The organism is Sporosarcina sp. SG10008 (genome assembly GCF_044569405.1).
GTDB classification, from domain to species: Bacteria; Bacillota; Bacilli; order Bacillales_A; family Planococcaceae; genus Sporosarcina; species Sporosarcina psychrophila.
In genome coordinates this window covers 1939652-1966113 of record NZ_CP172607.1, presented here as the reverse complement: position 1 = coordinate 1966113, position 26462 = coordinate 1939652, and the positions used below count along the sequence as shown (strand labels likewise).

At 41.0% G+C, this 26462-nt stretch carries 31 protein-coding genes; 28 read left to right on the top strand and 3 right to left on the bottom strand.

Annotation, left to right across the window (positions count from 1 at the left end; all coding sequences use genetic code 11):
• Nucleotides 1–313: 313 nt before the first annotated feature.
• Nucleotides 314–631, bottom strand: coding sequence for a rhodanese-like domain-containing protein (locus ACGLYD_RS09500; protein WP_187047903.1), 318 nt, complete (start codon nt 629–631; stop codon nt 314–316).
• Nucleotides 632–921: 290 nt separating this feature from the next.
• On the bottom strand, nt 922–1368 hold the full coding sequence (locus ACGLYD_RS09495) for a hypothetical protein (RefSeq protein WP_197485316.1): 447 nt from the start codon (nt 1366–1368) through the stop codon (nt 922–924).
• A 101-nt stretch (nt 1369–1469) separates the two neighbouring features.
• On the opposite strand from ACGLYD_RS09495, the gene ACGLYD_RS09490 reads away from it, so the two are divergent.
• From ACGLYD_RS09490 to ACGLYD_RS09475, 4 genes are all read left to right on the top strand, one after another.
• On the top strand, nt 1470–1883 hold the full coding sequence (locus tag ACGLYD_RS09490) for a pyridoxamine 5'-phosphate oxidase family protein (RefSeq protein WP_399632609.1): 414 nt from the start codon (nt 1470–1472) through the stop codon (nt 1881–1883).
• A gap of 461 nt (nt 1884–2344) precedes the next feature.
• A complete protein-coding gene (locus ACGLYD_RS09485) occupies nt 2345–3412 on the top strand; it encodes an ABC transporter permease (protein ID WP_399632606.1) in 1068 nt (355 codons plus the stop codon).
• A 3-nt stretch (nt 3413–3415) separates the two neighbouring features.
• Nucleotides 3416–4096: an ABC transporter ATP-binding protein gene (locus tag ACGLYD_RS09480; RefSeq protein WP_067209928.1), complete on the top strand. Its 681-nt coding sequence runs from the start codon at nt 3416–3418 to the stop codon at nt 4094–4096.
• Between the two features lie 55 nt (nt 4097–4151).
• Entirely contained in the window at nt 4152–4988 is an 837-nt protein-coding gene (locus ACGLYD_RS09475; RefSeq protein ID WP_067209926.1) for a biotin/lipoate A/B protein ligase family protein, read from the top strand.
• 54 nt (nt 4989–5042) lie between these two features.
• Here ACGLYD_RS09475 and ACGLYD_RS09470 read toward each other — a convergent pair whose 3' ends face one another.
• Nucleotides 5043–6023 (bottom strand): DUF1385 domain-containing protein, encoded by a 981-nt coding sequence (locus ACGLYD_RS09470; RefSeq protein ID WP_338656455.1) that lies wholly within the window; start codon nt 6021–6023, stop codon nt 5043–5045.
• A gap of 129 nt (nt 6024–6152) precedes the next feature.
• Between ACGLYD_RS09470 and ACGLYD_RS09465 the strand changes: the two genes are divergently transcribed.
• From ACGLYD_RS09465 to spo0A, 24 genes are all read left to right on the top strand, one after another.
• A complete protein-coding gene (locus ACGLYD_RS09465; protein ID WP_187045001.1) occupies nt 6153–6581 on the top strand; it encodes a hypothetical protein in 429 nt (142 codons plus the stop codon).
• A gap of 62 nt (nt 6582–6643) precedes the next feature.
• Nucleotides 6644–7084: a type II 3-dehydroquinate dehydratase gene (aroQ, locus tag ACGLYD_RS09460; RefSeq protein WP_067209918.1), complete on the top strand. Its 441-nt coding sequence runs from the start codon at nt 6644–6646 to the stop codon at nt 7082–7084.
• A complete protein-coding gene (locus ACGLYD_RS09455) occupies nt 7038–8147 on the top strand; it encodes a M24 family metallopeptidase (RefSeq protein WP_399632602.1) in 1110 nt (369 codons plus the stop codon). Before aroQ ends, ACGLYD_RS09455 begins: the two co-directional genes overlap by 47 nt.
• A gap of 25 nt (nt 8148–8172) precedes the next feature.
• A complete protein-coding gene (efp, locus tag ACGLYD_RS09450; protein ID WP_067209913.1) occupies nt 8173–8730 on the top strand; it encodes an elongation factor P in 558 nt (185 codons plus the stop codon).
• 135 nt (nt 8731–8865) lie between these two features.
• Complete coding sequence (locus ACGLYD_RS09445; protein WP_067209912.1) at nt 8866–9075, top strand: SpoIIIAC/SpoIIIAD family protein; 210 nt, start codon at nt 8866–8868, stop codon at nt 9073–9075.
• The gene (locus tag ACGLYD_RS09440; protein ID WP_156476044.1) at nt 9054–9452 is read left to right on the top strand and encodes a SpoIIIAC/SpoIIIAD family protein; all 399 of its coding nucleotides are present in this window, start codon (nt 9054–9056) and stop codon (nt 9450–9452) included. Before ACGLYD_RS09445 ends, ACGLYD_RS09440 begins: the two co-directional genes overlap by 22 nt.
• Before the next feature lie 15 nt (nt 9453–9467).
• Nucleotides 9468–10367, top strand: a complete 900-nt coding sequence (locus ACGLYD_RS09435) for a stage III sporulation protein AE (RefSeq protein WP_340764027.1) — start codon at nt 9468–9470, stop codon at nt 10365–10367.
• 8 nt (nt 10368–10375) lie between these two features.
• A complete protein-coding gene (locus tag ACGLYD_RS09430) occupies nt 10376–10543 on the top strand; it encodes a hypothetical protein (RefSeq protein WP_156476043.1) in 168 nt (55 codons plus the stop codon).
• A 22-nt stretch (nt 10544–10565) separates the two neighbouring features.
• Nucleotides 10566–11036, top strand: coding sequence for a hypothetical protein (locus ACGLYD_RS09425; RefSeq protein WP_067209905.1), 471 nt, complete (start codon nt 10566–10568; stop codon nt 11034–11036).
• The gene (locus tag ACGLYD_RS09420) at nt 11023–11568 is read left to right on the top strand and encodes a SpoIIIAH-like family protein (RefSeq protein WP_067209902.1); all 546 of its coding nucleotides are present in this window, start codon (nt 11023–11025) and stop codon (nt 11566–11568) included. The genes ACGLYD_RS09425 and ACGLYD_RS09420 overlap by 14 nt, the downstream gene beginning before the upstream one ends.
• Nucleotides 11569–11957: 389 nt before the next feature.
• Nucleotides 11958–12467 (top strand): acetyl-CoA carboxylase biotin carboxyl carrier protein, encoded by a 510-nt coding sequence (accB, locus tag ACGLYD_RS09415; protein ID WP_067209900.1) that lies wholly within the window; start codon nt 11958–11960, stop codon nt 12465–12467.
• Nucleotides 12468–12480: 13 nt separating this feature from the next.
• Complete coding sequence (accC, locus tag ACGLYD_RS09410) at nt 12481–13827, top strand: acetyl-CoA carboxylase biotin carboxylase subunit (protein ID WP_067209897.1); 1347 nt, start codon at nt 12481–12483, stop codon at nt 13825–13827.
• Between the two features lie 17 nt (nt 13828–13844).
• Nucleotides 13845–14246, top strand: coding sequence for an Asp23/Gls24 family envelope stress response protein (locus ACGLYD_RS09405; protein ID WP_067209894.1), 402 nt, complete (start codon nt 13845–13847; stop codon nt 14244–14246).
• 114 nt (nt 14247–14360) lie between these two features.
• Entirely contained in the window at nt 14361–14741 is a 381-nt protein-coding gene (gene nusB / locus ACGLYD_RS09400; protein ID WP_067209891.1) for a transcription antitermination factor NusB, read from the top strand.
• 24 nt (nt 14742–14765) lie between these two features.
• Complete coding sequence (folD, locus tag ACGLYD_RS09395) at nt 14766–15641, top strand: bifunctional methylenetetrahydrofolate dehydrogenase/methenyltetrahydrofolate cyclohydrolase FolD (protein WP_067209889.1); 876 nt, start codon at nt 14766–14768, stop codon at nt 15639–15641.
• Nucleotides 15642–15713: 72 nt separating this feature from the next.
• Nucleotides 15714–17069: an exodeoxyribonuclease VII large subunit gene (gene xseA, locus ACGLYD_RS09390; RefSeq protein ID WP_067209886.1), complete on the top strand. Its 1356-nt coding sequence runs from the start codon at nt 15714–15716 to the stop codon at nt 17067–17069.
• A gap of 33 nt (nt 17070–17102) precedes the next feature.
• On the top strand, nt 17103–17312 hold the full coding sequence (gene xseB, locus ACGLYD_RS09385) for an exodeoxyribonuclease VII small subunit (protein ID WP_067213961.1): 210 nt from the start codon (nt 17103–17105) through the stop codon (nt 17310–17312).
• Nucleotides 17305–18189, top strand: coding sequence for a polyprenyl synthetase family protein (locus tag ACGLYD_RS09380; protein WP_399632594.1), 885 nt, complete (start codon nt 17305–17307; stop codon nt 18187–18189). The genes xseB and ACGLYD_RS09380 overlap by 8 nt, the downstream gene beginning before the upstream one ends.
• Nucleotides 18190–18285: 96 nt before the next feature.
• Nucleotides 18286–20187 (top strand): 1-deoxy-D-xylulose-5-phosphate synthase, encoded by a 1902-nt coding sequence (gene dxs / locus ACGLYD_RS09375; protein ID WP_067213960.1) that lies wholly within the window; start codon nt 18286–18288, stop codon nt 20185–20187.
• Nucleotides 20184–21005, top strand: a complete 822-nt coding sequence (locus tag ACGLYD_RS09370; protein ID WP_067209882.1) for a TlyA family RNA methyltransferase — start codon at nt 20184–20186, stop codon at nt 21003–21005. Before dxs ends, ACGLYD_RS09370 begins: the two co-directional genes overlap by 4 nt.
• A gap of 91 nt (nt 21006–21096) precedes the next feature.
• Complete coding sequence (gene ahrC / locus ACGLYD_RS09365) at nt 21097–21546, top strand: transcriptional regulator AhrC/ArgR (protein WP_067209880.1); 450 nt, start codon at nt 21097–21099, stop codon at nt 21544–21546.
• A 15-nt stretch (nt 21547–21561) separates the two neighbouring features.
• A complete protein-coding gene (gene recN / locus ACGLYD_RS09360; RefSeq protein WP_067209878.1) occupies nt 21562–23259 on the top strand; it encodes a DNA repair protein RecN in 1698 nt (565 codons plus the stop codon).
• Between the two features lie 163 nt (nt 23260–23422).
• Nucleotides 23423–24391 (top strand): SpoIVB peptidase S55 domain-containing protein, encoded by a 969-nt coding sequence (locus tag ACGLYD_RS09355; RefSeq protein WP_067209875.1) that lies wholly within the window; start codon nt 23423–23425, stop codon nt 24389–24391.
• A 253-nt stretch (nt 24392–24644) separates the two neighbouring features.
• The gene (gene spo0A, locus ACGLYD_RS09350) at nt 24645–25436 is read left to right on the top strand and encodes a sporulation transcription factor Spo0A (protein ID WP_067209873.1); all 792 of its coding nucleotides are present in this window, start codon (nt 24645–24647) and stop codon (nt 25434–25436) included.
• The last annotated feature ends 1026 nt before the right edge of the window (nt 25437–26462 follow it).

Genomic DNA, 26462 nt, shown 5'->3' with positions numbered 1-26462 from the left:
ATGACTGAACAATCACAGGCGATTGCAGTCAGATTATTGATGATTTATCCCACGTTAGCACTAATATTAGTAGTTGTTTTGCATTTTACTCAAGGTAGTAATGTAGGAAGTAAGAATTTAATTGAACGTTAATGTGCTTTCTTTTTAACGTTGGAAATCTTATTCATCATCATACCTTTCTTCGAAATCAGAGTAAGAAACTCTAAACAAAAAGATGATATTTCGTTCGAATACGAACGGAATATCATCTTTTTAAATTCAAATAAACTTACACACTTACGAACGTTTTCCAATGAAGGAAGAAGTTTCTGTTTTATTTACTTTTCACTTTACCTGTCCATTGACGGAAACCGCCTTGCAGGTGAAACAGTTGTTGATAGTCTTTTTTCTTTAAGAATAATGCTCCACGTGCACTTTTTCCGCCATTTTGATCGTACAAATAAACGGGCTTGTCTGAACGGATCTCTTTAAACCGTTGACGGAACTGAGAATAAGGGATATTGCGCGCACCTAAAATATGACCGGCATCATAATCTTTTGCCTCACGTACATCAATCAGTTGTGCTTTCCGATACCCTTCGATAAATTGCTCCTGCGTCAAGTTTGTAACGGCTTTACGCAGACGTAGCATCGTCACAACGAAATAAATGATTACGATGAGAGCGACGGCTCCTAAAAATATATAATTCAAAACAACTTTCCCCTTTCTCTCTACCTTTTCATTATAAAGATTGAACAGCACTTGTTCAATGGGCAAGCTCTTTTTTGATGTCGGTTAAAAAGCCATTATGATCAAAAGTTTGAACTTTTACTGGTTAATCCCTCCTTTTATAATTCGGATTTCGGTCATGTGGTGTTATCGCAGGAAGTAAAAGTGGCAAGATACTTTTTCACTAGAAGAGAGCGGAGTGAGTAAGGTACTTAGTTGTCCTTCGACTTAGCTAGTAAATAACCTAATATATAACCATAAATAATATGCCCAGCCATCCAGTATGAAAAAGAAGGAAAACTCCTGAAGTCTGGTGTTTTGTCTGAAAAGGTTGTTGTAGGAAAAAGGGCGATACCGATAATGAGGCAGACAGTAGTAGCCGTAACTATGATTTGCTTTCGGGAAGATATTTTTAGGTGAACAAACAACAGATACAAACAAATTGCTAAAGCGATTGAGACGAGTAGGTGAAAACCTACTTCAATTAGTTCTGGAAAAGCGAACGTGTTGATATAAGGAATATAATCGACGTTTAATAACAGTGTGTAAACTGTTAAGTGAGTAATTAGTTCAACGCCTTTCAAAAATGTTGCTAAAACTAAACCGGAGAGTAATCCGTATAAAATAGCATTTTTCAATCCTGTCTTTGTTAAAATCATGCCATCATTCCTTTTAAATTTTTCCATGTACACAAACTGTGTTTAGCTTCTTAATTAGTGAGGCAAACTACAATAATGTTGAAAAAAGGGAGTAGATCATTATGAATGCAAAAAAAACAGCGCTGAAAATCCTAAAAGAAAGCTTCGTGGGTACGATGGCGACTATTCAACAGAATAAGCCCCATACAAGATACATGACGTTTTTCAGTGATGAATTTATACTATACACCGCAACATCGATAAAAACGCAGAAAGTGGATGAACTTGAAAATAATCCATATACGCACATATTAATCGGCTACGATGGAAAAGGTATTGGAGATGACTATCTAGAAATTGAAGGGACTGTCACTATTTCAGACGATGAAAGCTTTAAAGAGAAGGTTTGGAATAAGCATATGGCATCATGGTTTAGTGGTCCAGAAGATCCGAATCTCATCATTTTGAAAGTTTTACCCGATTCAATACGCTTAATGAATAACAATGGTGAAGAACCGCAAATGATTGAATTATGAATAGCGGGTGCCGGCTAAACAAGCCGGTGCCTTATTTTTGATCAATAGGATTGCAAAAAAAATTCTTAGTTGCATAGTCGATTGCACTCGTGCCGATAAGGTGAATATCGGTGCGCTCATTTTTTAGGGCTAATTTTTCGTGTATTTATAATAGATTGGAATCCTTTTTAAAAGAAATAGTTGTTTACGCTCTGACTATTCAAAGGGGAAAAGGTTACGGGATAGGGTTTAAATCTGCAATATGCATATAGAAACTGTATTATGGAAGAAGTGTTACTGTCCGAACAAGCTAAATTACGACTATCTATGCTGTCGGTTGATCCGTATACATATCCTAAATTGAGAAACAAGTTAGACTAGATTGGTCTTCCTCACAGGATATAGAACTTGTAAAATTGTATGAAACGAAGTGTAAGCCGATTTATGGTATATTACTATATAAAAAGAATGGATGTGAGACAATGTTTTTAGCTTGGAATGAAATTAAAAAGAATAAATTGCGATTTACATTAATCATAGGAATATTAATGCTCGTTTCATATTTAGTATTCTTTCTATCAGGTCTCGCAAATGGCTTGGAAAATATGAATCGAGAATCCGTCGACAAATGGGAAGCGACATCAATCATTTTGACTGAGGAATCAGACAAAAGTATGAATCAATCATCTCTTAAACTGGCTGATGTGGATAATATCGATACAAAGGAAATTGCTGTAATTGGTCAAATAAATGCTATCGCAGGAAACGGAGATCAGAAGAGCAACGTCTCTATTTTTGGGATAAATAAAGATGAATTCATAATGCCAAAGGTTACGGAAGGAGAAGTATTTGCAGGCAGTAACGAAGTGGTCGCGAGTGATGCATTAAAGGAAGACGGATTTAAAGTAGGCGATGAATTGCAACTATCTTCCTCCGATGAAGTTTTAACAATTGTCGGATTCACAGACAAAGCGCGATTTAATGCAGCTCCAGTACTTTATAGTGACCTTACCACTTTCCAACGGGTCAAGTTTGGAGAAGCGGCTGAGGCGAATAAGGAAAGCATAAATGGAATTGTTGTCCGAACTGGGGATACTTCAGGTCTCATTCGGGATGATTCACTCGAAGCTATTGAGATTGAAACTTTCATACGGAGTTTACCTGGTTATACAGAACAGAATTTGACGTTGAATTTCATGATCTATTTCTTGTTTGTTATTTCGGCGGTCATCGTAGCAATTTTCTTGTACGTATTGACAGTCCAGAAGATAAGTATGTTTGGTGTTATGAAAGCACAAGGCATCTCGAATAGGTATCTGTCTCGCTCAGTCGTTGCACAGACATTCCTATTGTCGGCAATTGGTGTAGCCATAGGTTTTGGATTCGCGTTAATTACGGGAGCATTTTTACCAAGTGCGGTGCCTGTTGCATTTGACCTTGTAAGTATGCTCATCTATGGAATGATTCTGATTGCCGTTGCGATATTGGGCGCATTGTTCTCGGTCCTTACAATTGTGCGAATCGATCCATTGAAAGCGATAGGAGGATAAATGATGGCAGTTTTAGAATTAATTCAAGTGAAAAAAACATTTGGCAGCGGTCATAAACAAGTTGAAGCAATGAAGGCAACTGACTTCATTGCAGAAAGAGGAGAACTTATCGCAATTATCGGTCCTTCAGGTTCGGGCAAAAGCACATTCCTTACGATTGTGGGCGGGCTTCTTACGCCTACTTCAGGAGATGTAATAATTAACGATAAGAATCTTGCGGATTTAAATGAAAAGGAACGGTCAAAAATTCGGCTGAAGGAAATTGGATTCATTTTACAGGCGTCTAATCTTGTCCCATTCCTAACTGTCGCAAATCAATTAAAACTGTTGGATCAAGTGAAAAAAGACAATATGACAAAAAAACAACTCGAAGAACTCTATGAAGACTTGGGAATTGGCGACTTGCGTTCTAAATATCCAGCTGATTTGTCCGGTGGTGAACGTCAGCGAGTGGCAATTGCCAAAGCACTTTATAGTAATCCATCTATTATTTTAGCTGATGAACCAACGGCTTCCCTAGACTCAGATCGTGCCTATGAAGTGATGGAACTGTTGAAAAATGAAACTAAGAATAAGAACACTACGACTATTGTGGTCACGCATGATACCCGTTTAGTTGGCTATTGTGACAAGGTATATAACATGACGGATGGTGTTTTGATCTTAGATGATGAAAATAGATAGCCTAAGTGTTGATGGGAATGTTAAAATGATAGTCGTTGTGAAGGGGGGAATTCGGATGGGGAAAAAGGTTTGGCACTTCATTAATTCAGGGAAATGCCGCGCTTCGTTCAACATGGCGCTCGACGAAGCATTGCTGGAATGGCATAGTAAAGGGGAAATTGGTCCAGTGCTTCGATTTTATGAATGGGAGCCGGCGACACTGTCGATTGGTTATTTTCAAAGTGTTGAAAAAGAAATAAATTTGGATGAAGTGAAAAAACATGGGCTTGGTTTCGTCAGGCGACCTACTGGAGGAAGAGGCGTTCTCCATGAACATGAACTTACATACAGCGTAATTGTCAGTGAAAGTTATCCGAATATGCCTGAAACGGTTACGGAAGCATACCGCGTTATTTCGGGTGGTGTGCTTGAAGGGTTCCGTAATCTTGGGCTGGATGCAACATTTTCAGTGCCCCAAACGGCGCAACAGAGCGATGATTTAAAAAAACCAAAAAGCGCCGTGTGTTTTGATGCGCCTAGTTGGTATGAACTTGTTGTTGAAGGAAAGAAAGTGGCTGGCAGTGCGCAGACGAGACAGAAAGGTGTCATTTTGCAGCACGGTGCGATACTTCTAAGTCTGGATGTTGATAAGCTCGTTTCCCTTTTTACATTCAAGTCAGAAGTGCAGCGTGAACAAATGCGTACAAGCTTGCCTGAGAAAGCGGTAGCGATCGATAGATTGGTTGACCGTCCAGTGACGGTTAGCGAATGTGCGGACGCGTTTTCAAAAGGATTTGAATTAGCGCTCGATATGGAACTGGAACCTATGGAATTAACAGAGCAACAGCTCCAATATGTCTTCGAAATTGAACGTACTAAATATGCAAATGACGACTGGACATTTAAGAAATAATACCTAATTAAATGAAAAAGCGGAAGTAGCCATAATTGGCAGCTTCCGCTTTTCTTAAGTTACAGGAACAGTTTCTGTTTCTGTTTCAGAATCGCTCTTCGTTACAACTTCCATAGCCACAGCGCCATGCTCTTCAATCTCTAACAATCTTTCGAATGAAGCAATTGCAACTTCTACTTGCTTGTCATCCGGATCTTTTGTCGTCAATAACTGAAGCCATAATCCAGGATAACCTAAATATTTCAGTACTGGAACGTTACGAAGTGAGTTTGTTAATTGTAAAACCTCGAAAGAAATACCAAGCACAACCGGAATAAGAAGAATCCGGTTCACAATGCGTAACCAAAATGGGTCGGTCGGCACGAGGAAGTAGACAAACATCCCAACAATTACAGTGAATAGCATGAAACTACTGCCGCAACGGAAATGAAGTCTTGACTGTGCCTGAACATTTTCGACTGTCATGGGCAATTTGTTTTCATAAGCGTTGATTACTTTATGCTCAGCCCCGTGATATTGGAATACCCGTTTAATAAGGGGAGTCATCGAGATGAGGGAAACATACGTCAGTAGCAAAATAAGTTTGAACAAACTTTCAAGTAAAATTTGGGCAGTTTTCCCTGGAGCAACAAACTGCAATGCTTGTGCAAGAAAAACTGGGATAAGTGTGAAAACAAATTTCCCGAAAAGCAGAGATAATACTCCGACCGCAGCGACACCAAGAACCATCGCTAATTTTGAAGTCTCTTCTTCCTTTTCTATTTCTTCTCCCGGCATTACATCGTACCGTTCGCTTGAAAATGTTAAATGCCGCGATCCGACGCCAGCGGATTCGATTAATGCAACGATCCCCCGAACAAATGGGATTTTTTTCAGTTTCATCCGGACACTATTCTTTTCTTTAGGCAGATGGAAGTAATCGATTGTATCGTCCTTCCGTCTAATTGCCGCCACAGTATGATTTTTACCGCCGAACATTACCCCTTCGACAAGTGCTTGTCCCCCGTAAGCGGGAGGTTGTTGTTCTTTTCCCATACATTTACCCACGCTTTCTTTTATATCAACTAAATCCTATAATTCATTATACTAAAAAACAGCCATACACTCCACAATGATGTTTAAAATGTTCTGAACCTCCCGACACTTTGTACAGGAGGGATTTTCATGATTAATAAAACATTAATATGGACCGCGTTAATTGGCGCCTTTTTCACCACAATAGCACTTAAATTTTTGCAGTCATTTAATTTTATAAGCTGGTCGCCTGTTGGCTGGGCAAAAAAGTGGCAGTTGTTCGCTTCGGCACATTTCACAATCAAATGGGCTTTGCTTTTTGTAGCGCTAGTATTGTTATATATTATTGTTTATTTTGCGGTTTCATTCACAACGTCAATTCCTCCATCTATTACTGCCTTAATCATCGGAATTATCGTTGTTTTTGCAGTCGAATGGACGATTGGCTCACCGAAAACACCTTTAGAAGCTATAAAATCCATATCACTCCCATATTTTGCCGTTATGGCTATAGTTTTCAGGTTTATTACTGGTACGGCCGTTTTTATGAAGAAACTTTCGGATGAAAGTGTAAAATGAGTTGCTACAAAAGAACGATATGATAAAATGGGATAGACAACGGTGAGGGGAATGGTGTGGCGATGAAGTTACTAATTCTGAACGGACCCAATCTTAACAGGCTCGGAAAGAGAGAGCCGGGTATTTATGGCGCAGAAACATTGGAAGACGTTGAACGTAAATTAGACAAAGTGGCTTTGTTACATGGTGTTGAACTATCATTCTTCCAATCTAACTGGGAGGGTGCTTTAATCGACCGAATCCATGAAGCAGAAGACGCTGGCTTGGATGGTATTGTCTTCAATCCAGGTGCGTTTACGCATTATAGTATCGCTCTGCGTGATGCTGTCGCGTCTGTTGATGTACCTGTCATCGAAATCCATATTTCGAACATACATAGCCGTGAACCGTTCAGAGAGACATCCGTTATTGCGCCAGTCTGTATCGGCCAGTTAGCTGGATTCGGCACGGACGGATATGAACTCGCCTTCCACGCTTTCCTTCTCCGGGGAAAAGGGGTATGAAACTGTGAAATTGACAAAACTACGTGAACTGTTAACAGAAAATGGCATTGATGCACTACTCGTTACGAACTCGTACAACCGTCGTTATATGACTGGCTTCACGGGGACAGCAGGACTTGCTCTTATCTCGTCTGACGATGCAGTGTTCATTACAGATTTCCGTTATACTGAACAGGCGGAACGAGAAATCAATGGCTTCCGCATCGTTCAGCATACGACTACCATCATTGAAGAAGTGGCCGAGCAAGCGAAAAACATGAAGCTTCGGACAATCGGTTTTGAAAAAGATGATATGTCATTTGGTCTTTACGAACTATATAATGGAAAAGTCGAAGCGGATCTAAAACCTGTTTCGGGACTCGTCGAAAAACTGCGTATGGTGAAAACAGAAGATGAGCTAGCTATTTTGAAAAAAGCAGCTAAAATTGCAGATGATGCATTCACGCATATTTGTACATTTATCAAGCCGGGCGTGACGGAATTAGAAGTCTCAAATGAACTTGAGTTTGCGATGCGTAAACAAGGGGCAACTTCATCTTCCTTCTCAATTATCGTGGCATCTGGTTTACGCGGAGCACTTCCACATGGAGTTGCAACGGACAAAGTAATCGAATCAGGAGATCTTGTTACGCTCGATTTCGGCGCGTTGTATGAAGGGTATATTTCTGACATTACGCGTACTGTCGCTGTCGGTGAACCTTCTGATAAACTGAAAGAGATTTACGCAGTGACTCTTGCAGCACAAGAACTTGCTTTAAAAGAGATTAAACCGGGTATGACCGGAATAGAAGCGGATGCAATTGCACGCGATTACATCATATCTAAAGGCTACGGTGAAGCATTTGGTCATTCAACGGGACATGGTATCGGTCTTGAAGTGCACGAAGGACCGGCATTATCTTTCCGTTCTGGAACGGTACTTGAGCCAAATATGGTTGTCACAGTTGAGCCAGGTATCTATCTTCCTGGAATCGGCGGTGTCCGTATCGAGGACGATATCATTATGACACAAAATGGTAACGAACGTTTAACACATTCAACAAAAGAACTACTTATCTTATAATCTATTATTAATTGGAGGAATCATCTTGATTTCAGTAAACGACTTTAAAACAGGATTAACAATCGAATTTGACGGGGATATTTGGCGCGTTATGGATTTCCAACACGTTAAACCAGGTAAAGGTGCGGCGTTCGTTCGTTCGAAACTGCGTAACTTACGTTCAGGCAACGTCAATGAAAAAACGTTCCGTGCTGGAGAAAAAGTGGCGAAAGCACAAATTGATAACCGCCGCATGCAATATTTGTATGCAAATGGAGACGAGCATGTCTTTATGGATAACGAATCGTACGAACAGATTGAACTTCCAGAGAAGCAGATTGAAGACGAATTGAAGTTCCTAAAAGAAAATATGGAAGTTCATGTTATCTTGTTTAAAGATGAAGTACTTGGTGTTGAACTACCTGTAACAGTTGTCCTTGAAGTTGCAGAAACTGAGCCGGGTATTAAAGGCGATACAGCGAGCGGTGGTTCTAAACCAGCTAAAATGGAAACTGGCGTTGTGGTTCAAGTGCCATTCTTCGTTAACATCGGAGATAAACTTATCATTAACACAGTGGAATCTGAATACGTTTCTCGCGCATAAGGAAGAATCGTTCTTTTGCCAGTTTACTTTATGAAAACTCAAAAAACACCTTGCATTCCAAATCGGGATGCAAGGTGTTTTTTTGCATATGACAGGTCCCCTGCACATAGGATAGTGCAATGGGGGGAATACCGGATGGAATTAAATGATTTGCTACGCGTTGCCGGTATCGGATTAGTCATCGGTTTTCTGCATATCTTTTTCGAACAAACTGGCAGGAAAGAGTTTTCCTTTTTTCTTTTTTTCATCGCTTATATCTATATCACTGCTGAAATGCTCCGCTTCCTGAAGATTTTCTTCACTGAAATCACGGAGTTTTTCCAGTGGTTGTCGATGTCAGTCTGATGTTAACCTTAATTCAGTTAATTGTTGTCTTCCTTATTCTCCTCCTCATTTCATTTACTGTACCTAAATTGCAACCAATTTTGTATGCATCTATTTTTTTCTATTTTCTCTTCCACCTGCTTAATACAATCGTCTTTCCGTTCGGAAAATATTTTGTCGCTTTGTTTGAACCATTACCTGATCCATTTGCAAAATTATTAATCGGCAGTGCCATTCTGTTTTATGTCTCTGAGCTCATCGCAAAACATATCGAAGAGGCAGGATACGGCTCACTTGCCGCAGTAGCTCATTTCGCTGTAAAAATTGTCATACTGACTTTGTGGATGCAGCAGACGTCCGCATTAATCGAAATCCTTTCAAAACTCATTACAAAATGAACAGGCGGGGCATCCATGATTTCTTTTATAGAATCGATACTCGGAACCGTATTGTCAAGCTTTGTCATTATCATCATTGCAACTTTTATGGCATTGTTGGTAGATTTTTTGTTCCCATCGTTTGCAAAATGGACGAGGATGATTTTGATATTTATTGTTGTAACGGTTGTATTGCAACCCGCATTTGAACATCTAACTCTCATTCGTGATATTGCAAACTCGATATCGATGATGTTCATTTCTATTTATCCGATATTGACTGCCAGCATGGTTGCTGCGGGTGGAGCATTCAGTATGCTGAACTTTCAGCCTGCAATGCTGTTATTTGCAAATGGTGCAATTGTCCTCACGGAGAAAGTACTGATACCACTTTTAACAGCTGCACTTATCTTAGATCTTGTATCTAGGATACTACCGGCCGTTCCGTTTACTAAAATGGCAGATTTAATTCGGACGACCCTTCTGGGAACGGTTTCGGCCGTCGTTGCAGCTTACTCCATTTTTATAACCGTGGGAGGCACGATGACTTGGGCGCTCACTGGGCTAGCGAGCGAACCTATTAAAGAGCTGATACGTCAAAACGTCCCTCTTATTGGTTCATTTATGACCGAAAGCATGGGAACGATGGGTCGATATTCGTCGGGGGCGAGTGTTTTCGCTGGAGGTTGGCTTATATCGGCAATTTGGACTGTTGCACTCATTCCGTCGTTTAAAACACTCCTTACCGCGTTTTTCTACAGATGGACCGCAGCACTCATTGAACCATTTGCGAATGAAGATATCACTGGAATTTTGGACGATATTGGGAGAACGTTATTTGTGTTATGTGCTGTTTCTTTTTTAATAGCTTTTGCGTTTATCTATACTGCACTTTTTTCAATAATCCTTGTGAAGTTGATTACTACGATGAAATGAGGCGTGGAATGGAGTCTTTTTTAATAGGTGTTCTTCTTATCACCCTTTTGGCTTCAACAATTCTGTTGTTATTTCCAAATGAAACAGAAGAAAATTTCCTGCCAATTGTTAAACTCGCTATGGGCATTTGGATGATTCAATCATTCTTCAAGATTTTTGGTCATAGCCTTCTATGAAACTGCATAAAATGATTCATTGATGACAGGTCGTACAAGCGGCACAATGAGTGGAAATGGTGATAATATGCACAAACCAACAAGGAAAACCCATACGATCCTCCTCGGGACGATTGTTCTCCTGGTCATCATTTTCATCAATTCTAGTCTTGGAGTCATCGGGGGGGAGAAGGGAAAGAAGGAGGAGAGCGGGGAATTTGCAGCACTACAAGAGTCGCTGATGAAAATTGAAGGGATCGGGGAAATTTCGTTATATTTCCATTATGAAAATAGGGAGTCTACTAATCAGCTAACCGATTACTTTTCAACGTCCACTGCATCGGCTAAAAAGGGAAGTGAGCTACAAGGCGTTCTTGTCGTTGCGGAAGGTGCGGAAGACTTCAAAATTCAAAACGAACTATCGAAGATCCTGTCAACCGTCCTCCAGCTGCCCGAACATCGAATTGTCATCGCTAAAATGAATAATAGGGGGAACACTAATGAGAACGAATAAAAGAACAGTATGGTTTTTAACATTGCTCAGTCTAGTTGCAGTCATTTCCATCTATTACATCAAGGAAAAATCACCAATGCCGTTCGATGGGATCAACATTTTCAAAGACTCAGAAAGCGCTGTACAACTGGTCGAAAACTCGAATGATGCAGAAAAAACACAACCAGTCTTCGCAGAAGCAGTTGTGTTCGAAGAAATGCGAATGCAGATCCGTGATGAACGAAGCAAAATTGGGGAGCAATTGTTGTCTAAAATATTAACGTCTGATACAGCCGAAGAAAAAAACAAGGTGTACGAAGAGATGGGTCAGCTGACTAAACGCGAATCGGCTGAGGCGCTAATGGAATTACAAATTAAAGCAATGGGATATCCTGAAGCATTTGTCTACAATGAAGACGGTGCAGTGAAAATTACTGTCCTTTCCAACGAAGGCCATTCATCTAAAATGGCGGAAGAGATTACTCATTACGTCATGACGAGCTGGAAAGACGCAAAAGCAGTGAATATTACTTTTACTGGTGACATGGAATGAATATGGAAAATGAAGGCCCTAAATAGGGTCTTTTTTTTATTATAGAGGAGATAATAAAATCTCGTACTGTGGAGAAGTTGTAACGTAGAGATTTTACGTCTAGACTCCAGCGCCTATCCCTTGGCCCACACGACGTGGGTCATGCAGCTATTGCAACAGGATGTCGCGGAATTAAACTGCCTTCCTCTGTCACTTTAGGCCTTTGCCTACTGGCCTTCCGGGTGAGACTGAACTGCATCCCTCCTACATATCGGGGCTAAACATACGCCTATGCTTTTGTTCTTTAACAGCAAACTTTAATGTAAATAACCATTATCTATTTCAATATGGGACGAAAACAGCTAAAATAGTTAAAGAACATAATTATAATGGAGTCAGGAGAATCGATCATGCTAAAAATTCAAGAAATCCGTGAAATTATTAAACTAATTGATCAATCTTCAATTGAAAAATTCACTTATGAATCAGATGGTGCAAAACTCGTATTAAAAAAAGGTAGTGCGGCACAAGCTGCAGTAGCTACAACAGTTGTCGAACAAGAACAATCTGTTCAACAGGGAGTTTCTGCTGAGCAAGTTCAGAGAACAGAAGAAGTAATTGCTCCTCAACAGGTAACACCAGTTGTACCCGTTGTTGAAGTACAAGTGGAAGACCCATCGCTGCACAAAATTACATCACCGATGGTTGGAACATTCTATTCAGCATCGTCCCCTGATGTACCAGCTTATGTACAAAAAGGTGATAGCGTGAAATCGGAAGCTATCGTGTGCATCGTAGAAGCAATGAAGCTATTCAATGAAATTGAAGCGGAAGTTTCAGGGGAAATCGTTGAGATTCTCGTAAAAGACGGTCAGCTCGTTGAATACGGACAACCTCTCTTCCTTGTAAGAGCTAATTAAGGAGGAATGAAAAATGAAGAAGGTTTTAATAGCTAATCGCGGTGAAATTGCCGTACGTATTATCAGGGCTTGTAAAGAACTTGGTATGAAAACAGTCGCGGTTTATTCAGAAGCTGATCAGGAAGCTCTTCATGTCGAATTAGCAGATGAAGCTTATTGCGTCGGTCCAAAATTATCTAAAGACAGCTACCTAAATTTTTCAAATATCATCAGTGTTGCAAAACTAACTGGTTGCGATGGAATTCATCCGGGATATGGTTTCCTGGCGGAAAATGCGAGTTTCGCCGAACTATGTGAAGAGGTTAACATTGAATTTATTGGACCTACTTCGGACAATATTTCACGGATGGGTACGAAAGACGTAGCACGTGAAACAATGCGAGAAGCAGGTGTGCCAATTGTTCCAGGTTCTACTGGAATCGTTGCTGATGAACAAGATGGTCTCCGAATCGCTGAAGAAATCGGTTTTCCAGTTATCATCAAAGCTACAGCAGGCGGCGGCGGTAAAGGAATTCGTGTTGCAAGGGACGCTGAAGAATTAATCAATGGAATCAAAATCACTCAAAAAGAGGCTGCTGCTGCTTTCGGCAATCCTGGAGTCTACATTGAGAAGTTTATTGAAGTGTTCCGCCATATCGAAGTTCAAATACTTGCTGATAAATATGGTAATACAATTCATTTAGGAGAACGTGATTGTTCGATTCAGCGCAGAATGCAAAAGCTTGTTGAAGAAGGGCCATCACCAGCTCTGACACCTGAACTGAGATTAGCAGTAGGTGACGCGGCGGTCAAAGCGGCAGAAGCTGTCAATTACGAGGGTGCTGGAACAGTTGAATTCATTTTCGATCATATCAATCAAAAATTCTACTTCATGGAAATGAATACGCGAATCCAAGTAGAACACACGATTACAGAGATGATTACAGGAATTGATTTGGTTCAACAGCAACTGAAAATTGCGTCAGGTGAAAAACTTGCCTATCGCCAAGAAGATATTAAAATCAATGGTTGGTCAATCGAATGCCGCATCAACGCAGAAAATCCGTCGAAAAACTTTATGCCTTCACCGGGGAAAGTAACTATGTACATGCCTCCAGGCGGCTTTGGTGTTCGGGTAGATTCTGCCATGTATACGGGCTATTCAATCCCGCCGTTTTACGATTCGATGGTTGCGAAACTAATTGTTCATGCAGATACAAGGGAAGAAGCGGTAGCTAGGATGAAACGTGCACTTGATGAATTTATCATTGAGGGTGTCGAAACAACTATCCCGTTCCACTTGAAGCTTATGGATAATGAAGTCTTCAAATCAGGAGATTTCGATACGAAATTTCTTGAAAGATACACGATTATGAACTGAAAGGGAGGGGACTTGGAATGACTGATAAAACAATTCCAACATTCGTCGGGATGGCTCCGGCGGGGGATGGTGAGCTCGGACGTGTCCAGCTTGCTCCCGAAGTTCTTGAAGTGATTATCGGAATTGCGACGACGGAAGTAAAAGGCGTCGCGAATACAAGAGGAAACTTTGCCACTGGAGTTGCGGAAAAGTTCGGTAAAGTGAACCATGGGAAAGGGGTCAAAACGGAATGGTCTGAAGAGGGTCTGACGATTGACGTATATTGCGTTGTCGAATACGGCTATTCTGTACCTGCCATTGCCGTGGATATCCAAAAGCAAATTCGTCATGCAATTTTCCACATGACTTCCCTTGAAACGAAAGAAGTCAATGTCCATATTACAGGGATCCAGTTTGAGGCTGGAGCGGAAACGGAATGATCTGAAAAGCATCGTCCAGCCGGATGATGCTTTTCAACTTGTCTTACTGTATCCGGCAACCTGTTTATGCTATGATAATGCCCTAGAGATATGGTAGTGGAGGAGAATAAGAAGATGAAACGAAGAGAAGCACGTGAAAAAGCAGTACAAACCCTTTTTCAACTTGATAATACAGAATTGAGTGTAGATGAAGCAATTAACTACATTGTTGAAGAACCAGCAAATCGTTTTTATGAACAGCTTGTACGGGGAACTGTGCAAAATAAAGAAGCAATAGATGAGGTCCTCACAGGAAAACTGGAACACTGGTCATTGGACCGACTTCCGAAAATTGAGCGGACTGTTTTGAGAATCGCAGTTTATGAATTGCTGTTCAATGAGGAAGTACCACATAGAGTGGTCTTGAATGAGGCAATCGAGCTATGTAAAATATTCGGCGATGAAAAATCAGGCCGTTTTGTGAACGGTGTACTATCCAAGTTTGAAGAAAAATAATTGAAACCATTTGGAGGTATCATGATGACTGGAAAACTGATTGATGGAAAAGTAATCGGGCAAGAGATCAGAGACGAAATCAAGGAAAGAGTAACTGCTTTGAAAGAGCACGGTTGTCAGCCGGGGCTTGCGGTCGTTCTGGTTGGCGAGAATCAGGCTTCCCGTACATATGTTAGGAACAAGCAGAAATCAAGTTCGGAAGTGGGCATGAAATCGGAACTGATTGAACTTCCAGTCACAGTATCCGAAAAGGAGTTACTCGATCATGTCACACGGCTGAATAATGATGATTCAATTCATGGTATTCTGGTTCAGCTTCCGTTACCCGACCATATTGACGAAAACCTAGTCATCAGTGCAATTGACCCGACAAAAGATGTAGATGGATTCCATCCTGAAAATGTTGGGAAAATGATTATTGGTCAAAAAGCATTTCTATCATGCACGCCATACGGTATCATCAAACTCCTCGAACGAACAGATACTGAAATCAGCGGTAAGCATGCTGTTATCGTTGGACGCAGTAACATTGTCGGAAAACCGATGGGTCAATTGCTTTTACAGCGCGATGCGACAGTCACATACTGTCATTCTAAAACCAAGGATTTAGCTTCATTTACGAAACAGGCTGATATTCTCATTGTCGCAATAGGCAAGACAAAGTTCATCACAGATGAGCACATTAAAGAAGGCGCTGTCGTTATAGATGTTGGTATGAACCGCGATGAAAATGGTAAATTATGCGGAGACGTCGATTTCGAATCGGCAAAAACGAAAGCTTCAGCTATTACACCGGTTCCAGGTGGGGTAGGTCCGATGACAATTACGATGTTACTGAAAAACACACTTCATAGTGCAGAACAGGCTTCTGCAGAGGGAAGATGTTCACAACAACTATAAAAAACCGGACGGACGCTGTTTTTCATTGAAAAGACAGCGTTTCTATACGTCAAGAAACGGGAGGCGGGACTGTTGGCCGGACACCCACACTTGTCTGTACAAGCATTAACGAAATACATTAAACGGAAGTTCGATGCAGATCCCCATTTACGTAATGTATTTGTTAAAGGGGAACTGTCGAACGTTAAAAGTCATCCGAGCGGACATATATACTTCACCTTGAAAGATGAAAAAAGTAGGATCCAGTCAGCGATGTTCCGTTCTAGCGCATCAAGTCTTAAATTCAAGCCTGAAAATGGCATGAACGTACTGATTACAGGCGATGTAACAGTTTTTGAAACGAGCGGAAACTATCAATTATATGTCCAATCAATGCAACCTGATGGTATCGGTGCGCTTTATCTCGCGTTTGAACAATTGAAAGAGAGTCTGGGGAAAGAAGGATTGTTCGATGCGCGTTGGAAAAGACCGCTACCTTTGTTTCCAACTAAAATCGGTGTAGTTACGGCGCAATCAGGTGCCGCAATTCAAGATATCTGTTCAACAATTGAAAGACGTTATCCACTTGCAGAAATCATTTTGTTTCCTGCGATTGTTCAGGGACCGCAAGCCGCACCTTCCATTGTCAAATCAATTGAACAGGCAGATACATATGGTTCCATCGATGTTCTCATCGTTGGACGCGGCGGGGGTTCTATAGAAGACCTGTGGGCGTTCAATGAAGAGTCGGTAGCACGAGCAATCTTTTCTTGCCGACTTCCGGTTATCAGCGCTGTCGGGCATGAAACCGACACGACAATTGCCGATTTTGTCTCGGACAGAAGGGCACCTACTCCGACAGCTGCAGCTGAAATGGCCGTTCCTGCACGTGACGAGTTGTTTGAAAGGCTATTGGACCGGAAACGTGCTATTTATAATTCACTTTCCAATCAGATAAAAAATGAACGCAAACATCTTATAAGCTTACAAACATCCTATCCACTTCAATTTCCCGAGCGTCTTTATCGTCCGTTCACTGATAGATTGATTGGACTTGAGGGCAGACTCTTACGAAGCGGACAAGATATTACAGGCCACCGGCTATCCCAATACCAAAGGTTAAATAGTATGCTGTCCACTTTCTCACCTGAACAGCGAATCAAAGAAGGTCACAGGAATACAGTGGCACTCACGGAACGTTTGACTAGGGGAGTTCATCAAGACGTTCGCATACAAAGTGATCGTTTCCATGCATCTGTTCGTATGCTAAAGGCACTTAACCCACTTACTATTATGGAGCGCGGCTATTCGATTGTTTATCAGAACAACGAAGTTGCTAATTCTACCAAATCGCTTGAGGTTGGTGGAAACATTCAAATACGCTTGCAAGATGGAACCGTAGAAGCGATGGTCCAAAAGATTACATTGCATGAAGGGGAGGAAATTTAATTGGGAAAAGAGCCAATCCGCTTTGAAGAAGCGATGCTTAACTTAGAGGAAGTTGTCCAAAAGCTTGAAACAGGGGACGTACCACTTGAGGATGCAATTACACTTTACAAAAAAGGGATGGAACTATCCGCTTATTGCCACGGGAAATTACAGGATGCTGAAAAACAACTCATTTCCATTATCGACAAAGATGGCAATAAGGCAGAATTCGATCCTGCGAAAGGTTCTGAGTCGAATGCATAATGAATTACAACAATTTATCACAAAAAAATTACCTATTATCGATGCCAAATTGAATAGCTTGCTTGCGGCTACGAATGTATCTGAAACATTGAAATCCTCGATGGCCTATTCAATCAATGCCGGTGGAAAAAGGATCCGACCTCTCCTCGTTCTAGCCACGCTCGAAGATCTTGGCGTGGAATCTAAAGATGCTTTGACGGTAGCTTGTGCTGCTGAATTGCTGCACACGTATTCCCTCATTCACGATGATTTGCCATGTATGGATGATGATAATTTTAGGCGCGGTAAACCGACGAACCATATCGTGTATGGGGAAGGGGTTGCTGTACTTGCAGGAGATGCTCTACAGACGCTGGCATTTGGAAGTTTAACTCACTTATCAGATACATCCGCACAAGACACTATTCGAATCATCCGTTTACTATCGGACGCTTCTGGAGCGACAGGAATGGTCGGCGGACAAATGCTTGATATTGAAGGCGAGACAAAAAGCGTGTCTTTATCGGAGCTTGAAACAATACATGTAAATAAAACAGGGGCTTTATTGTCATTTTGTATTGGTGCTGGTGCCATATTAGCCGGTTTAGATGAAGAAAAGTCTGCAAAGTTGAAAGACTTTGCTTACCATATTGGACTCGCATTTCAAATACAGGACGATATTTTAGATATTACGTCTACGACTGAAGAACTTGGAAAGACTGCAGGAAGCGATGCGTTAAGTGAGAAGTCCACGTACCCATCACTGCTTGGTCTAGAGGGTGCAATGGCACGTCTGGCAGAACATCACCAATCCGCAAGAGAATCTCTTGCTTTTTTGGAAGCGGAGCATCCGCTTCTAGGGTTATTCGCGGATTATATCGTCGAACGAGAGTCGTAAAGCGAACTAAATTGTTGTGCTGATCGTCCTTATTGATATAATGTATGCAGTTCAGAATTATCCGTGGCAATTAATATGTGAAGGTGTGTGATAATGATGGAACTCACAGAAATTACTAATCCATCTTTTATTAAAAAACTCAATAGGGATCAGATGGTGGAATTAGCAGAAGAAATTCGGAAATTTCTTATTGGAAAGTTATCAGTTACTGGTGGTCATATAGGGCCTAATCTTGGAGTAGTTGAATTGACAATTGCTTTGCATCGTCATTTTGATAGTCCTGATGATAAAATCATTTGGGATGTCGGCCACCAGGCATATGTCCATAAAATTTTAACAGGTCGTGCTGGTGATTTCGATACGCTTAGGCAATTCAAAGGCTTATGCGGATTCCCCAAAATGATTGAAAGCGATCATGACGTCTGGGAAACAGGTCACAGTTCTACCTCTCTTTCGGCGGCTATGGGAATGGCGGCTGCACGAGATGTCAAGGGAGATTCGAACTATGTAATACCGGTCATCGGAGACGGTGCGCTAACAGGTGGTATGGCACTTGAAGCACTTAATCATATCGGTCATGCAAAAACCAACATGATTGTCATTTTGAATGACAATGAGATGTCAATTGCTCCAAATGTCGGTGCGCTTCATGCAGTCCTTGGAAAGTTAAGAACTGCCGGTAAATATAATAGTGCAAAAGATGAACTTGAATATATATTGAAAAAAATTCCGGCGGTTGGCGGTAAACTTGCTGCTGCTGCGGAGCGTGTGAAAGATAGTTTGAAATATCTTCTCGTTTCGGGTGTCTTTTTCGAAGAACTTGGCTTCACATATCTTGGACCAATCGACGGGCATGATTTCAATGATCTTGAACGCAATATTCAATACGCCAAGAAAATGGATGGACCTGTCTTGCTTCATGTTATTACGAAAAAAGGCAAGGGATATAGCCCGGCCGAAGACGATAAAATCGGTACATGGCATGGCACAGGACCTTATAAAATCGAGACAGGTGATTTCGTCAAATCTTCTTCAGTGGCACCTTCATGGAGTGGACTTGTTGCAGGTACGGTTCAAAAACTTGCTCGAGTTGATAGACGTATCGTCGCAATAACGCCGGCAATGCCTGTCGGTTCGAAATTAGAATCATTTGCAGCGGAATTCCCGGATCGATTCTTTGATGTCGGTATTGCTGAACAGCATGCAACGACGATGGCAGCAGGTCTTGCGACGCAAGGGATGAAACCGTTCTTAGCAATTTATTCGACATTTATGCAACGAGCTTACGATCAGATGCTTCATGATATCTCTAGACAAAACCTAAACGTCTTTATCGGTATTGACCGTGCTGGGCTGGTTGGCGCAGACGGTGAAACGCATCAGGGCGTCTTCGATATTGCATTCTTAAGGCATATGCCGAATCTGGTTATTATGATGCCGAAAGATGAAAACGAAGGTCAGCATATGGTGAAAACGGCTATAGATTATGATGAAGGACCTATAGTAATGCGTTATCCAAGAGGAAATGGACTCGGTGTAACTATGGATGAAACATTACGTCCAATCCCGATTGGCTCATGGGAAGTACTACGTGAAGGCCATGATGGCGTCATCTTGACATTTGGAACAACAATTCCGATGGCATTGGAAGCCGCCAACATATTATTTGCTAAAGGGATTCATGTAAAAGTCATAAATGCAAGATTCATCAAGCCACTTGATACGGCAATGTTAGATACAATTTTTGCAACAGGAATGCCGATTATAACAGTTGAAGAGGCGGTTCTCGCTGGCGGTTTCGGCAGTGCTGTACTTGAATATGCACATGACACACTTCAGAACGTTGCCCCAATTAGACGGATGGGCATTCCAGATCAGTTCATTGAACATGGGAATGTTGACGAACTACTTGCAGAAATCGGTATGACTGCAGGTCATCTAGTTGAGAATATGGAATCATTTATTAAAATGCAAGCAGTGGAAAGGGAACAAGTATGACAAATCGTATACCGAAAGAGCGGGTAGATGTCCTTCTGGTCGCGCGTGGTCTCTTTGAAACAAGGGAACAAGCAAAGCGCTCCATTATGGCGGGCATCATCTTTACCGCTGAAACAAGGCTCGATAAACCAGGCGAAAAAATTTTTGCGGATGCACCTCTTGTAGTCAAAGGTTCGAAACTGAAGTATGTCAGTCGGGGTGGCCTGAAGCTCGAAAAAGCGCTTGAGCAGTTTGATGCTGACGTTAACGGCAAAATTGTGTTGGATATCGGGTCGTCAACGGGCGGTTTCACAGATTGTGCCCTTCAAAATGGCGCGTCACATTGCTACGCGCTTGATGTTGGGTACAATCAGCTGGCATGGAAAATACGTCAGGATCCGCGCGTAACTGTAATGGAAAGAACAAACTTTAGACACGCTACACCAGAACTTTTCACCGAGGGCATACCTCAATTTGCAACAATAGACGTATCCTTCATCTCATTGACGCTTATCCTACCTGCTTTAAAACGCATTCTTGCAGACGGTGGCGACGTCATGGTCCTTGTAAAGCCTCAATTTGAGGCTGGAAAAGGAAAAGTAGGGAAAAAAGGTGTTGTCCGGGAAAAATCCATTCATCTTGAAGTTTTAAGAAAAATCGCTGATGCATCTATACAAGAAGGTTTCAGTCTTCGCGGAATTTCATATTCTCCTGTCACTGGCGGGGAAGGGAATATTGAGTTTCTATTCCACCTGACTTCGGAAGATCATGCTTTGACATCATTTGACGATGTTTCATTCGACAATCTTGTCGAAGAAGCGTACAAGGAACTGCAATAGCACGCATTAATTTGCGTGCTATTCTTGTTGGATGAAATAATGGGTGGTACAGTATGAAGTAAGATATTATTATGGTATGGGAGTGATTAGTATGAATAAAGGGCATAGGCAAATTCGTATTCGTGATATTATCTCGAATTTTGAAATAGAAACACAAGATCAGCTCGTAGATAGCCTAAAAGCAGCGGGAGTGGACGTGACACAAGCGACCGTTTCACGTGATATAAAAGAAATGCATCTTATTAAGGTCCCTTTGTCTGATGGTAGCTATAAATACAGTTTGCCACCCGTACATAAGTACAATACAGAACAAAAACTTCACCGAATGCTAACTGATGCATTTGTCAGTATTGATGCAGCAGGTCATTTTATTGTTTTGAAAACGCTTCCTGGCAATGCACAAGCTGTCGGTTCTTTAATGGATCATCTCGGATGGGATGAAATTCTTGGAACGATTTGTGGCGATGATACGAGTTTGATTATTTGTCGTGATGAATCACTGACAGGAGTAGTGAAAGAAAAACTGTTGGCGATGCTCTGAAAGAGGTGAAAGCAATTGTTACGTGAAATCTCCATAAAAAACTTTGCAATCATTGAAAACCTTGAAATAACATTTGATGAAGGCCTAACCGTATTAACTGGAGAAACAGGCGCGGGAAAATCTATTATTATCGATGCTGTCCAACTACTTGCGGGTGGAAGAGGATCACAGGAATTTATCCGTCATGGAGCAACAAAAGCCGAACTGGAAGGGCTTTTCACTATTGAAGAAGAATCGCATCCTATTATTGCACAATTAGCTGAATTTGGTATTGATGCACAGGATGGCGTTGTTATATTGCGGCGCGATTTGAATTCAAATGGGAAAACGGTTTGCCGTGTCAATGGAAAGCTTGTGACGATCGCAATTTTGAGAGAAATTGGTTCACAGTTGATTGACATACATGGTCAACACGAAAATCAGGAATTAATGCATGAAAGAAGTCATATTCATTTACTCGATCATTTTGCGGGTGAAAAACTAGAGCATGCCTATGAAAACTATTTCGAGCTGTATGAAAGCTATCGAAAACTGAAACGGAAGCTTGAGAAGGCAGACGATAATGAGCAACAAGTTGCACAACGTATCGATTTGTATTCATTCCAGCTAAAAGAGATTAATGCAGCTGGACTCGTTATTGGTGAAGAGGACCAACTCGAAGCAGAAAAACAAAAGCTTCAAAACTTCAATCGCTTATTTGAGCGATTGAATACCGCATATGTGTCAATCAGTGGAGATACACATGCGCTTGACTGGGTCGGTTCTGCGATGAGTGATATGGAGGATGCAGCGTCGGTCGATAAAAGCTTGAAACTGCATGCTGAAACGATTGCAACAAGTTTCTATGCCTTACAAGATACTGCACACGAGCTCAAAAGTATACTTGATGATATGGAATTTGATCCTGCAAGACTCGAAGTAGTTGAAGAGCGCCTAGCACTCCACATCTCCTTGAAAAGGAAGTATGGCAAAACGATTGAAGACATTCTTTTGTATCGTGATAAAATCACAGAGGAACTTGAAAACTTAGTAAGTAGGGATGAACGTCTTTTTGCCGAGCAGGAAAAACTTGCGCAACTTCTCCAAGATCTTGAAATCGAAGCAGAAGAGTTATCAATTATCCGCCAAAATTCGTCTATTCAATTAGAAAATGCAATTATGGAACAACTGGAGCAACTTCATATGGGAAAAGCTTCTTTTAAAGTGGAAATTACTCGAAAAGCAGCAGGTACTTTCGATTCAAATGGATATGACGATGTGAACTTCTTGATCTCGACAAACGTTGGGGAACCGTTGAAACCACTTGTAAAAGTAGCGTCGGGCGGTGAAATTTCCCGTATAATGTTAGCGATAAAGACAATATTCTCTAAACATCAAGGAGTTACTTCACTTATTTTTGACGAAGTGGATACGGGTGTAAGCGGAAGAGTTGCACAAGCAATTGCGGAAAAAATAGCAATAATTGCAACAGATTCTCAGGTGCTTTGTATTTCTCATTTACCGCAAGTCGCCGCAATGGCGGATCACCATTACCTCATTAAAAAAAATGTAATAAGTGATAGGACGATGACGGAAATTCATGATGTCATCGAATCAGACAGGACTGAAGAATTGTCCAGGATGTTGTCTGGAGCTGAAACTACGCCATTAACATTAAAGCATGCGGAAGAATTGTTGAAATTGGCCGCAGAACGTAAGAAATCGTTTAGATAATCACTTAACGTGCATACTACATTATGCACGTTTTTTTATTTTTTTACTCATCGGTTACAAAATGCAATGAAATTAATGTACGTTCCACTTTTGCTTTATTTACCCTTTCATAACATTCCCCTGAACGGACATACCAACAGTATCTTATTAAGGGAGGTGAAATATGGGATGGAGTAGACAGTTTAAGTTGGCCGTTTCGTTTTCTGTGCTTTTACTTGTCATGCCATTCACTACAAATGCAGCATTTGCTAAAGATGGAACGCTGATACCGATGGGACAATCGATTGGTATTAAAATGGATTTGTCGGGAGTCTACATCACAAATGATGTCATGATCAGTAAAGATAACTGGTTGAAGGCAGGTGATCTAATCGGACAATTAGACGATGTAGCAGTCAGTACCCTTCATGAGTACGAAAAAGTATCATCCTCAATGCGAGACAAAAAAGAAATCGTATTGCACGTCATCAGAAACGAGGAAAGCAGTCAAATCCTAGCAGATGGCGAAGCGATGAAACGTCTCCTTCCATTCCTGAAAGATCGAACAGAAGGGACAGGTACCTTGACGTATGTCGATCCGGACAAAGGGACATACGGAGCGCTCGGTCATCAGATCATCGACAGTGCACTGAAATCACCACCTTCGTTTAAAACAGGAGCGATTTATCTTTCAGAAATCGATCAAATTAAAAAAAGCGTGCCCGGAATTCCAGGTTATAAAATTTCAACGATTGTCGATGATGATGATTTTTTAGGGACGATTCGAATAAACGGTCTTTATGGCATCTTCGGGTCGTGGAACAGCGACTATAAGGAAGTGTTAACCGAACCTTTAACGATTATGCAGCCAGCAGAAGTAAAAGAAGGCGCTGCTGAAATTTACACAACGATTAAAGGGACAAAAGTTGAATCCTTTTCAATTCGAATTATAGAAGTAGAACAAGACCAGTTCCATTTCGTTTTAACAGATCCCGAATTGCTCAAAGCAACCGGAGGAATTTTGCAAGGGATGAGTGGAAGTCCCGTTATCCAAAACGGGCAATTTGCAGGCGCGGTAACGCATATGTTTGTCGATGATCCTAAAAAAGGTGCAGCCCTATTTTTGGAGAAAATGCGTAGCGGGGAAAATTAATAAAAGGGCCAACTCGTATAATGAGTTGGCCCTTTTGTCCTGTCGTGTTAAGCTTAGCGAGAACGATTCGACAAACGTTGAGAAAAGAATAGAATTAGTCGAAGTTTAGGGAAACCATATGTCAGAAGTTTCATTTTTGCTAAATAAAAGAGGGTTACTCCACTATTCGTCGAAATTTCCCTTGTGTAGTTAAGAGAATGTTGCTAATGTTTAGGGAAAGAAGTCGTCATAAACGTACAAGGGGGAAATGGGAATGGATAAACTGAAAGTCGCGATTGCTGACGATAACAAGGAACTAGTGAGGACTATGATGACATATTTTGAAAGACATCCTGAAATCGAAGTCATTTGGACGGCGCATAACGGAAAAGTATGTCTGTCGATGTTGGAAGAAAAAAAGCCAGATGTCTTATTACTTGATATCATCATGCCACATCTTGATGGAATTGCGGTTTTGGAAACGTTGAGTGGAAATGCACAAACTGCCGATGTTCATATAATTATGTTGACGGCATTTGGGCAGGAAGATGTTATGACACAAGCGGCGAGTCTAGGAGCTTCCTATTTCATGCTTAAACCGTTTGAATTCGACCGACTTGCAAACCAGATATTCCAAGTAGCAGGAACAAGAAAACCAATAGTTCCGATAGCCCAAGCTAGCGGAGAGTATGCGCCAGGAACAGTAAGCCAAAAAGTGCTAGATACTACAATTACAGCAATTATTAAAGAGATTGGTGTACCCGCTCATATTAAAGGCTATGCGTTCATTCGTGAAGCGATTCAAATGGTTTATACGGACGTCGATTTGCTTGGTTCAGTGACGAAAGTACTTTATCCGGAGATCGCAAAAAAATACAATACGACAGCATCCCGTGTAGAGCGTGCAATTCGCCACGCAATCGAAGTCGCATGGAACCGTGGAAATTACGATGTCATTTCCAAAATGTTTGGCTACACTGTGCACCATTTGAAAAGCAAACCCACGAATTCTGAATTCATCGCGATGATCGCAGATAAAATCCGTCTTGAGCATATGGCGAGCTAATCGTTGCTATGAAAGCGTTTTATGTTATTTGAAACAGTGAATGGGCACTTTTATTATTATTAAACCGGTCATCATTCCTATGAAATTTACGTAATCTTTGCAACAAATTACCGAACCGTACGTGCCCGTAGTGTAGCACATATTTCTGCGGAATCGAAAATTGACCTATCGGCGTAAATGCGGACAGGTCGATTTTTACGTTTACAGGCATTACGACGCTGTTCTGACGACTCTAATCGATTTTAGATACTAGTGGTTGATAGGTATCCTGAACTGCCATGACATCGAGTCACCTGGCTCCAGGATTCTTAAAAGGAGGAAAAGGTAAACGATCCAGTAAAAGGCGAAAACTTCGTAACCGAGATGATTTTTCGCGAATTAGTGGAAGCAGTCGCAAAGAGGTTTGTGTTCCAAGTGTAAGAGATTGGCAAAAAACAACGTATTCTGACGTACTGGAACTTGGACAAAGTAACAGGTCCTTTGTATAGGGACATATAAATATTGAGGATATAACAGTTCAATTATAAGGCAGCTTAATAGAATAATCGGATATAGTGATGTCGTAGATTATAAAAATGTTATATAAAGATATATTAAGAAGTAATCACCAAGGCTTGCTAGTTATTTGTGACAAAGACCCTCATTATAACTTAGAGCAAGTTGAATAAATAAAAATAACTTAGAGCAAGTTGAACAAATAAAAAAAGAAAACTACTTTTTACATTGAGCTAATTCTAGGGGCAAACCATTCCTTAGAAAAAGTAGAAATTGACACATTGACCTCAATTTCTACTTTAACGAAAGTGATAGAAAAAATGAAACTCATAATATAAGTACATTTGGGCTAACTAAATGTTTAAAAATAAGAATTGAATCACTGTTTTTATATGGACTGAAAAAATAGTGAAAAAACAACCTATTTACTTTGGTACTAAATTATAAACAGAGAAGAGCCATAAGAGAAGATACAACAACTCATGAGAAATTATCCCATAGGTAGGTTCCTATATGCTTAATCGAGTGATA

Coding starts and splice junctions, on each gene's coding strand:
- accB (WP_067209900.1), top strand. CDS start 11,958: ATGCTAAAAATTCAAGAAATCCGTGAAATTATTAAACTAATTGATCAA.
- ACGLYD_RS09380 (WP_399632594.1), top strand. CDS start 17,305: ATGCATAATGAATTACAACAATTTATCACAAAAAAATTACCTATTATC.
- folD (WP_067209889.1), top strand. CDS start 14,766: ATGACTGGAAAACTGATTGATGGAAAAGTAATCGGGCAAGAGATCAGA.
- ACGLYD_RS09475 (WP_067209926.1), top strand. CDS start 4,152: ATGGGGAAAAAGGTTTGGCACTTCATTAATTCAGGGAAATGCCGCGCT.
- ACGLYD_RS09500 (WP_187047903.1), bottom strand. CDS start 631: ATGCTACGTCTGCGTAAAGCCGTTACAAACTTGACGCAGGAGCAATTT.
- ACGLYD_RS09430 (WP_156476043.1), top strand. CDS start 10,376: ATGGAGTCTTTTTTAATAGGTGTTCTTCTTATCACCCTTTTGGCTTCA.
- dxs (WP_067213960.1), top strand. CDS start 18,286: ATGGAACTCACAGAAATTACTAATCCATCTTTTATTAAAAAACTCAAT.
- ahrC (WP_067209880.1), top strand. CDS start 21,097: ATGAATAAAGGGCATAGGCAAATTCGTATTCGTGATATTATCTCGAAT.
- ACGLYD_RS09405 (WP_067209894.1), top strand. CDS start 13,845: ATGACTGATAAAACAATTCCAACATTCGTCGGGATGGCTCCGGCGGGG.
- ACGLYD_RS09370 (WP_067209882.1), top strand. CDS start 20,184: ATGACAAATCGTATACCGAAAGAGCGGGTAGATGTCCTTCTGGTCGCG.
- nusB (WP_067209891.1), top strand. CDS start 14,361: ATGAAACGAAGAGAAGCACGTGAAAAAGCAGTACAAACCCTTTTTCAA.
- ACGLYD_RS09455 (WP_399632602.1), top strand. CDS start 7,038: ATGAACTCGCCTTCCACGCTTTCCTTCTCCGGGGAAAAGGGGTATGAA.
- ACGLYD_RS09480 (WP_067209928.1), top strand. CDS start 3,416: ATGGCAGTTTTAGAATTAATTCAAGTGAAAAAAACATTTGGCAGCGGT.
- ACGLYD_RS09490 (WP_399632609.1), top strand. CDS start 1,470: ATGAATGCAAAAAAAACAGCGCTGAAAATCCTAAAAGAAAGCTTCGTG.
- ACGLYD_RS09485 (WP_399632606.1), top strand. CDS start 2,345: ATGTTTTTAGCTTGGAATGAAATTAAAAAGAATAAATTGCGATTTACA.
- ACGLYD_RS09355 (WP_067209875.1), top strand. CDS start 23,423: ATGGGATGGAGTAGACAGTTTAAGTTGGCCGTTTCGTTTTCTGTGCTT.
- aroQ (WP_067209918.1), top strand. CDS start 6,644: ATGAAGTTACTAATTCTGAACGGACCCAATCTTAACAGGCTCGGAAAG.
- ACGLYD_RS09445 (WP_067209912.1), top strand. CDS start 8,866: ATGGAATTAAATGATTTGCTACGCGTTGCCGGTATCGGATTAGTCATC.
- ACGLYD_RS09435 (WP_340764027.1), top strand. CDS start 9,468: ATGATTTCTTTTATAGAATCGATACTCGGAACCGTATTGTCAAGCTTT.
- ACGLYD_RS09420 (WP_067209902.1), top strand. CDS start 11,023: ATGAGAACGAATAAAAGAACAGTATGGTTTTTAACATTGCTCAGTCTA.
- ACGLYD_RS09470 (WP_338656455.1), bottom strand. CDS start 6,023: ATGGGAAAAGAACAACAACCTCCCGCTTACGGGGGACAAGCACTTGTC.
- ACGLYD_RS09495 (WP_197485316.1), bottom strand. CDS start 1,368: ATGATTTTAACAAAGACAGGATTGAAAAATGCTATTTTATACGGATTA.
- ACGLYD_RS09465 (WP_187045001.1), top strand. CDS start 6,153: ATGATTAATAAAACATTAATATGGACCGCGTTAATTGGCGCCTTTTTC.
- accC (WP_067209897.1), top strand. CDS start 12,481: ATGAAGAAGGTTTTAATAGCTAATCGCGGTGAAATTGCCGTACGTATT.
- spo0A (WP_067209873.1), top strand. CDS start 24,645: ATGGATAAACTGAAAGTCGCGATTGCTGACGATAACAAGGAACTAGTG.
- xseB (WP_067213961.1), top strand. CDS start 17,103: ATGCTTAACTTAGAGGAAGTTGTCCAAAAGCTTGAAACAGGGGACGTA.
- ACGLYD_RS09425 (WP_067209905.1), top strand. CDS start 10,566: ATGACAGGTCGTACAAGCGGCACAATGAGTGGAAATGGTGATAATATG.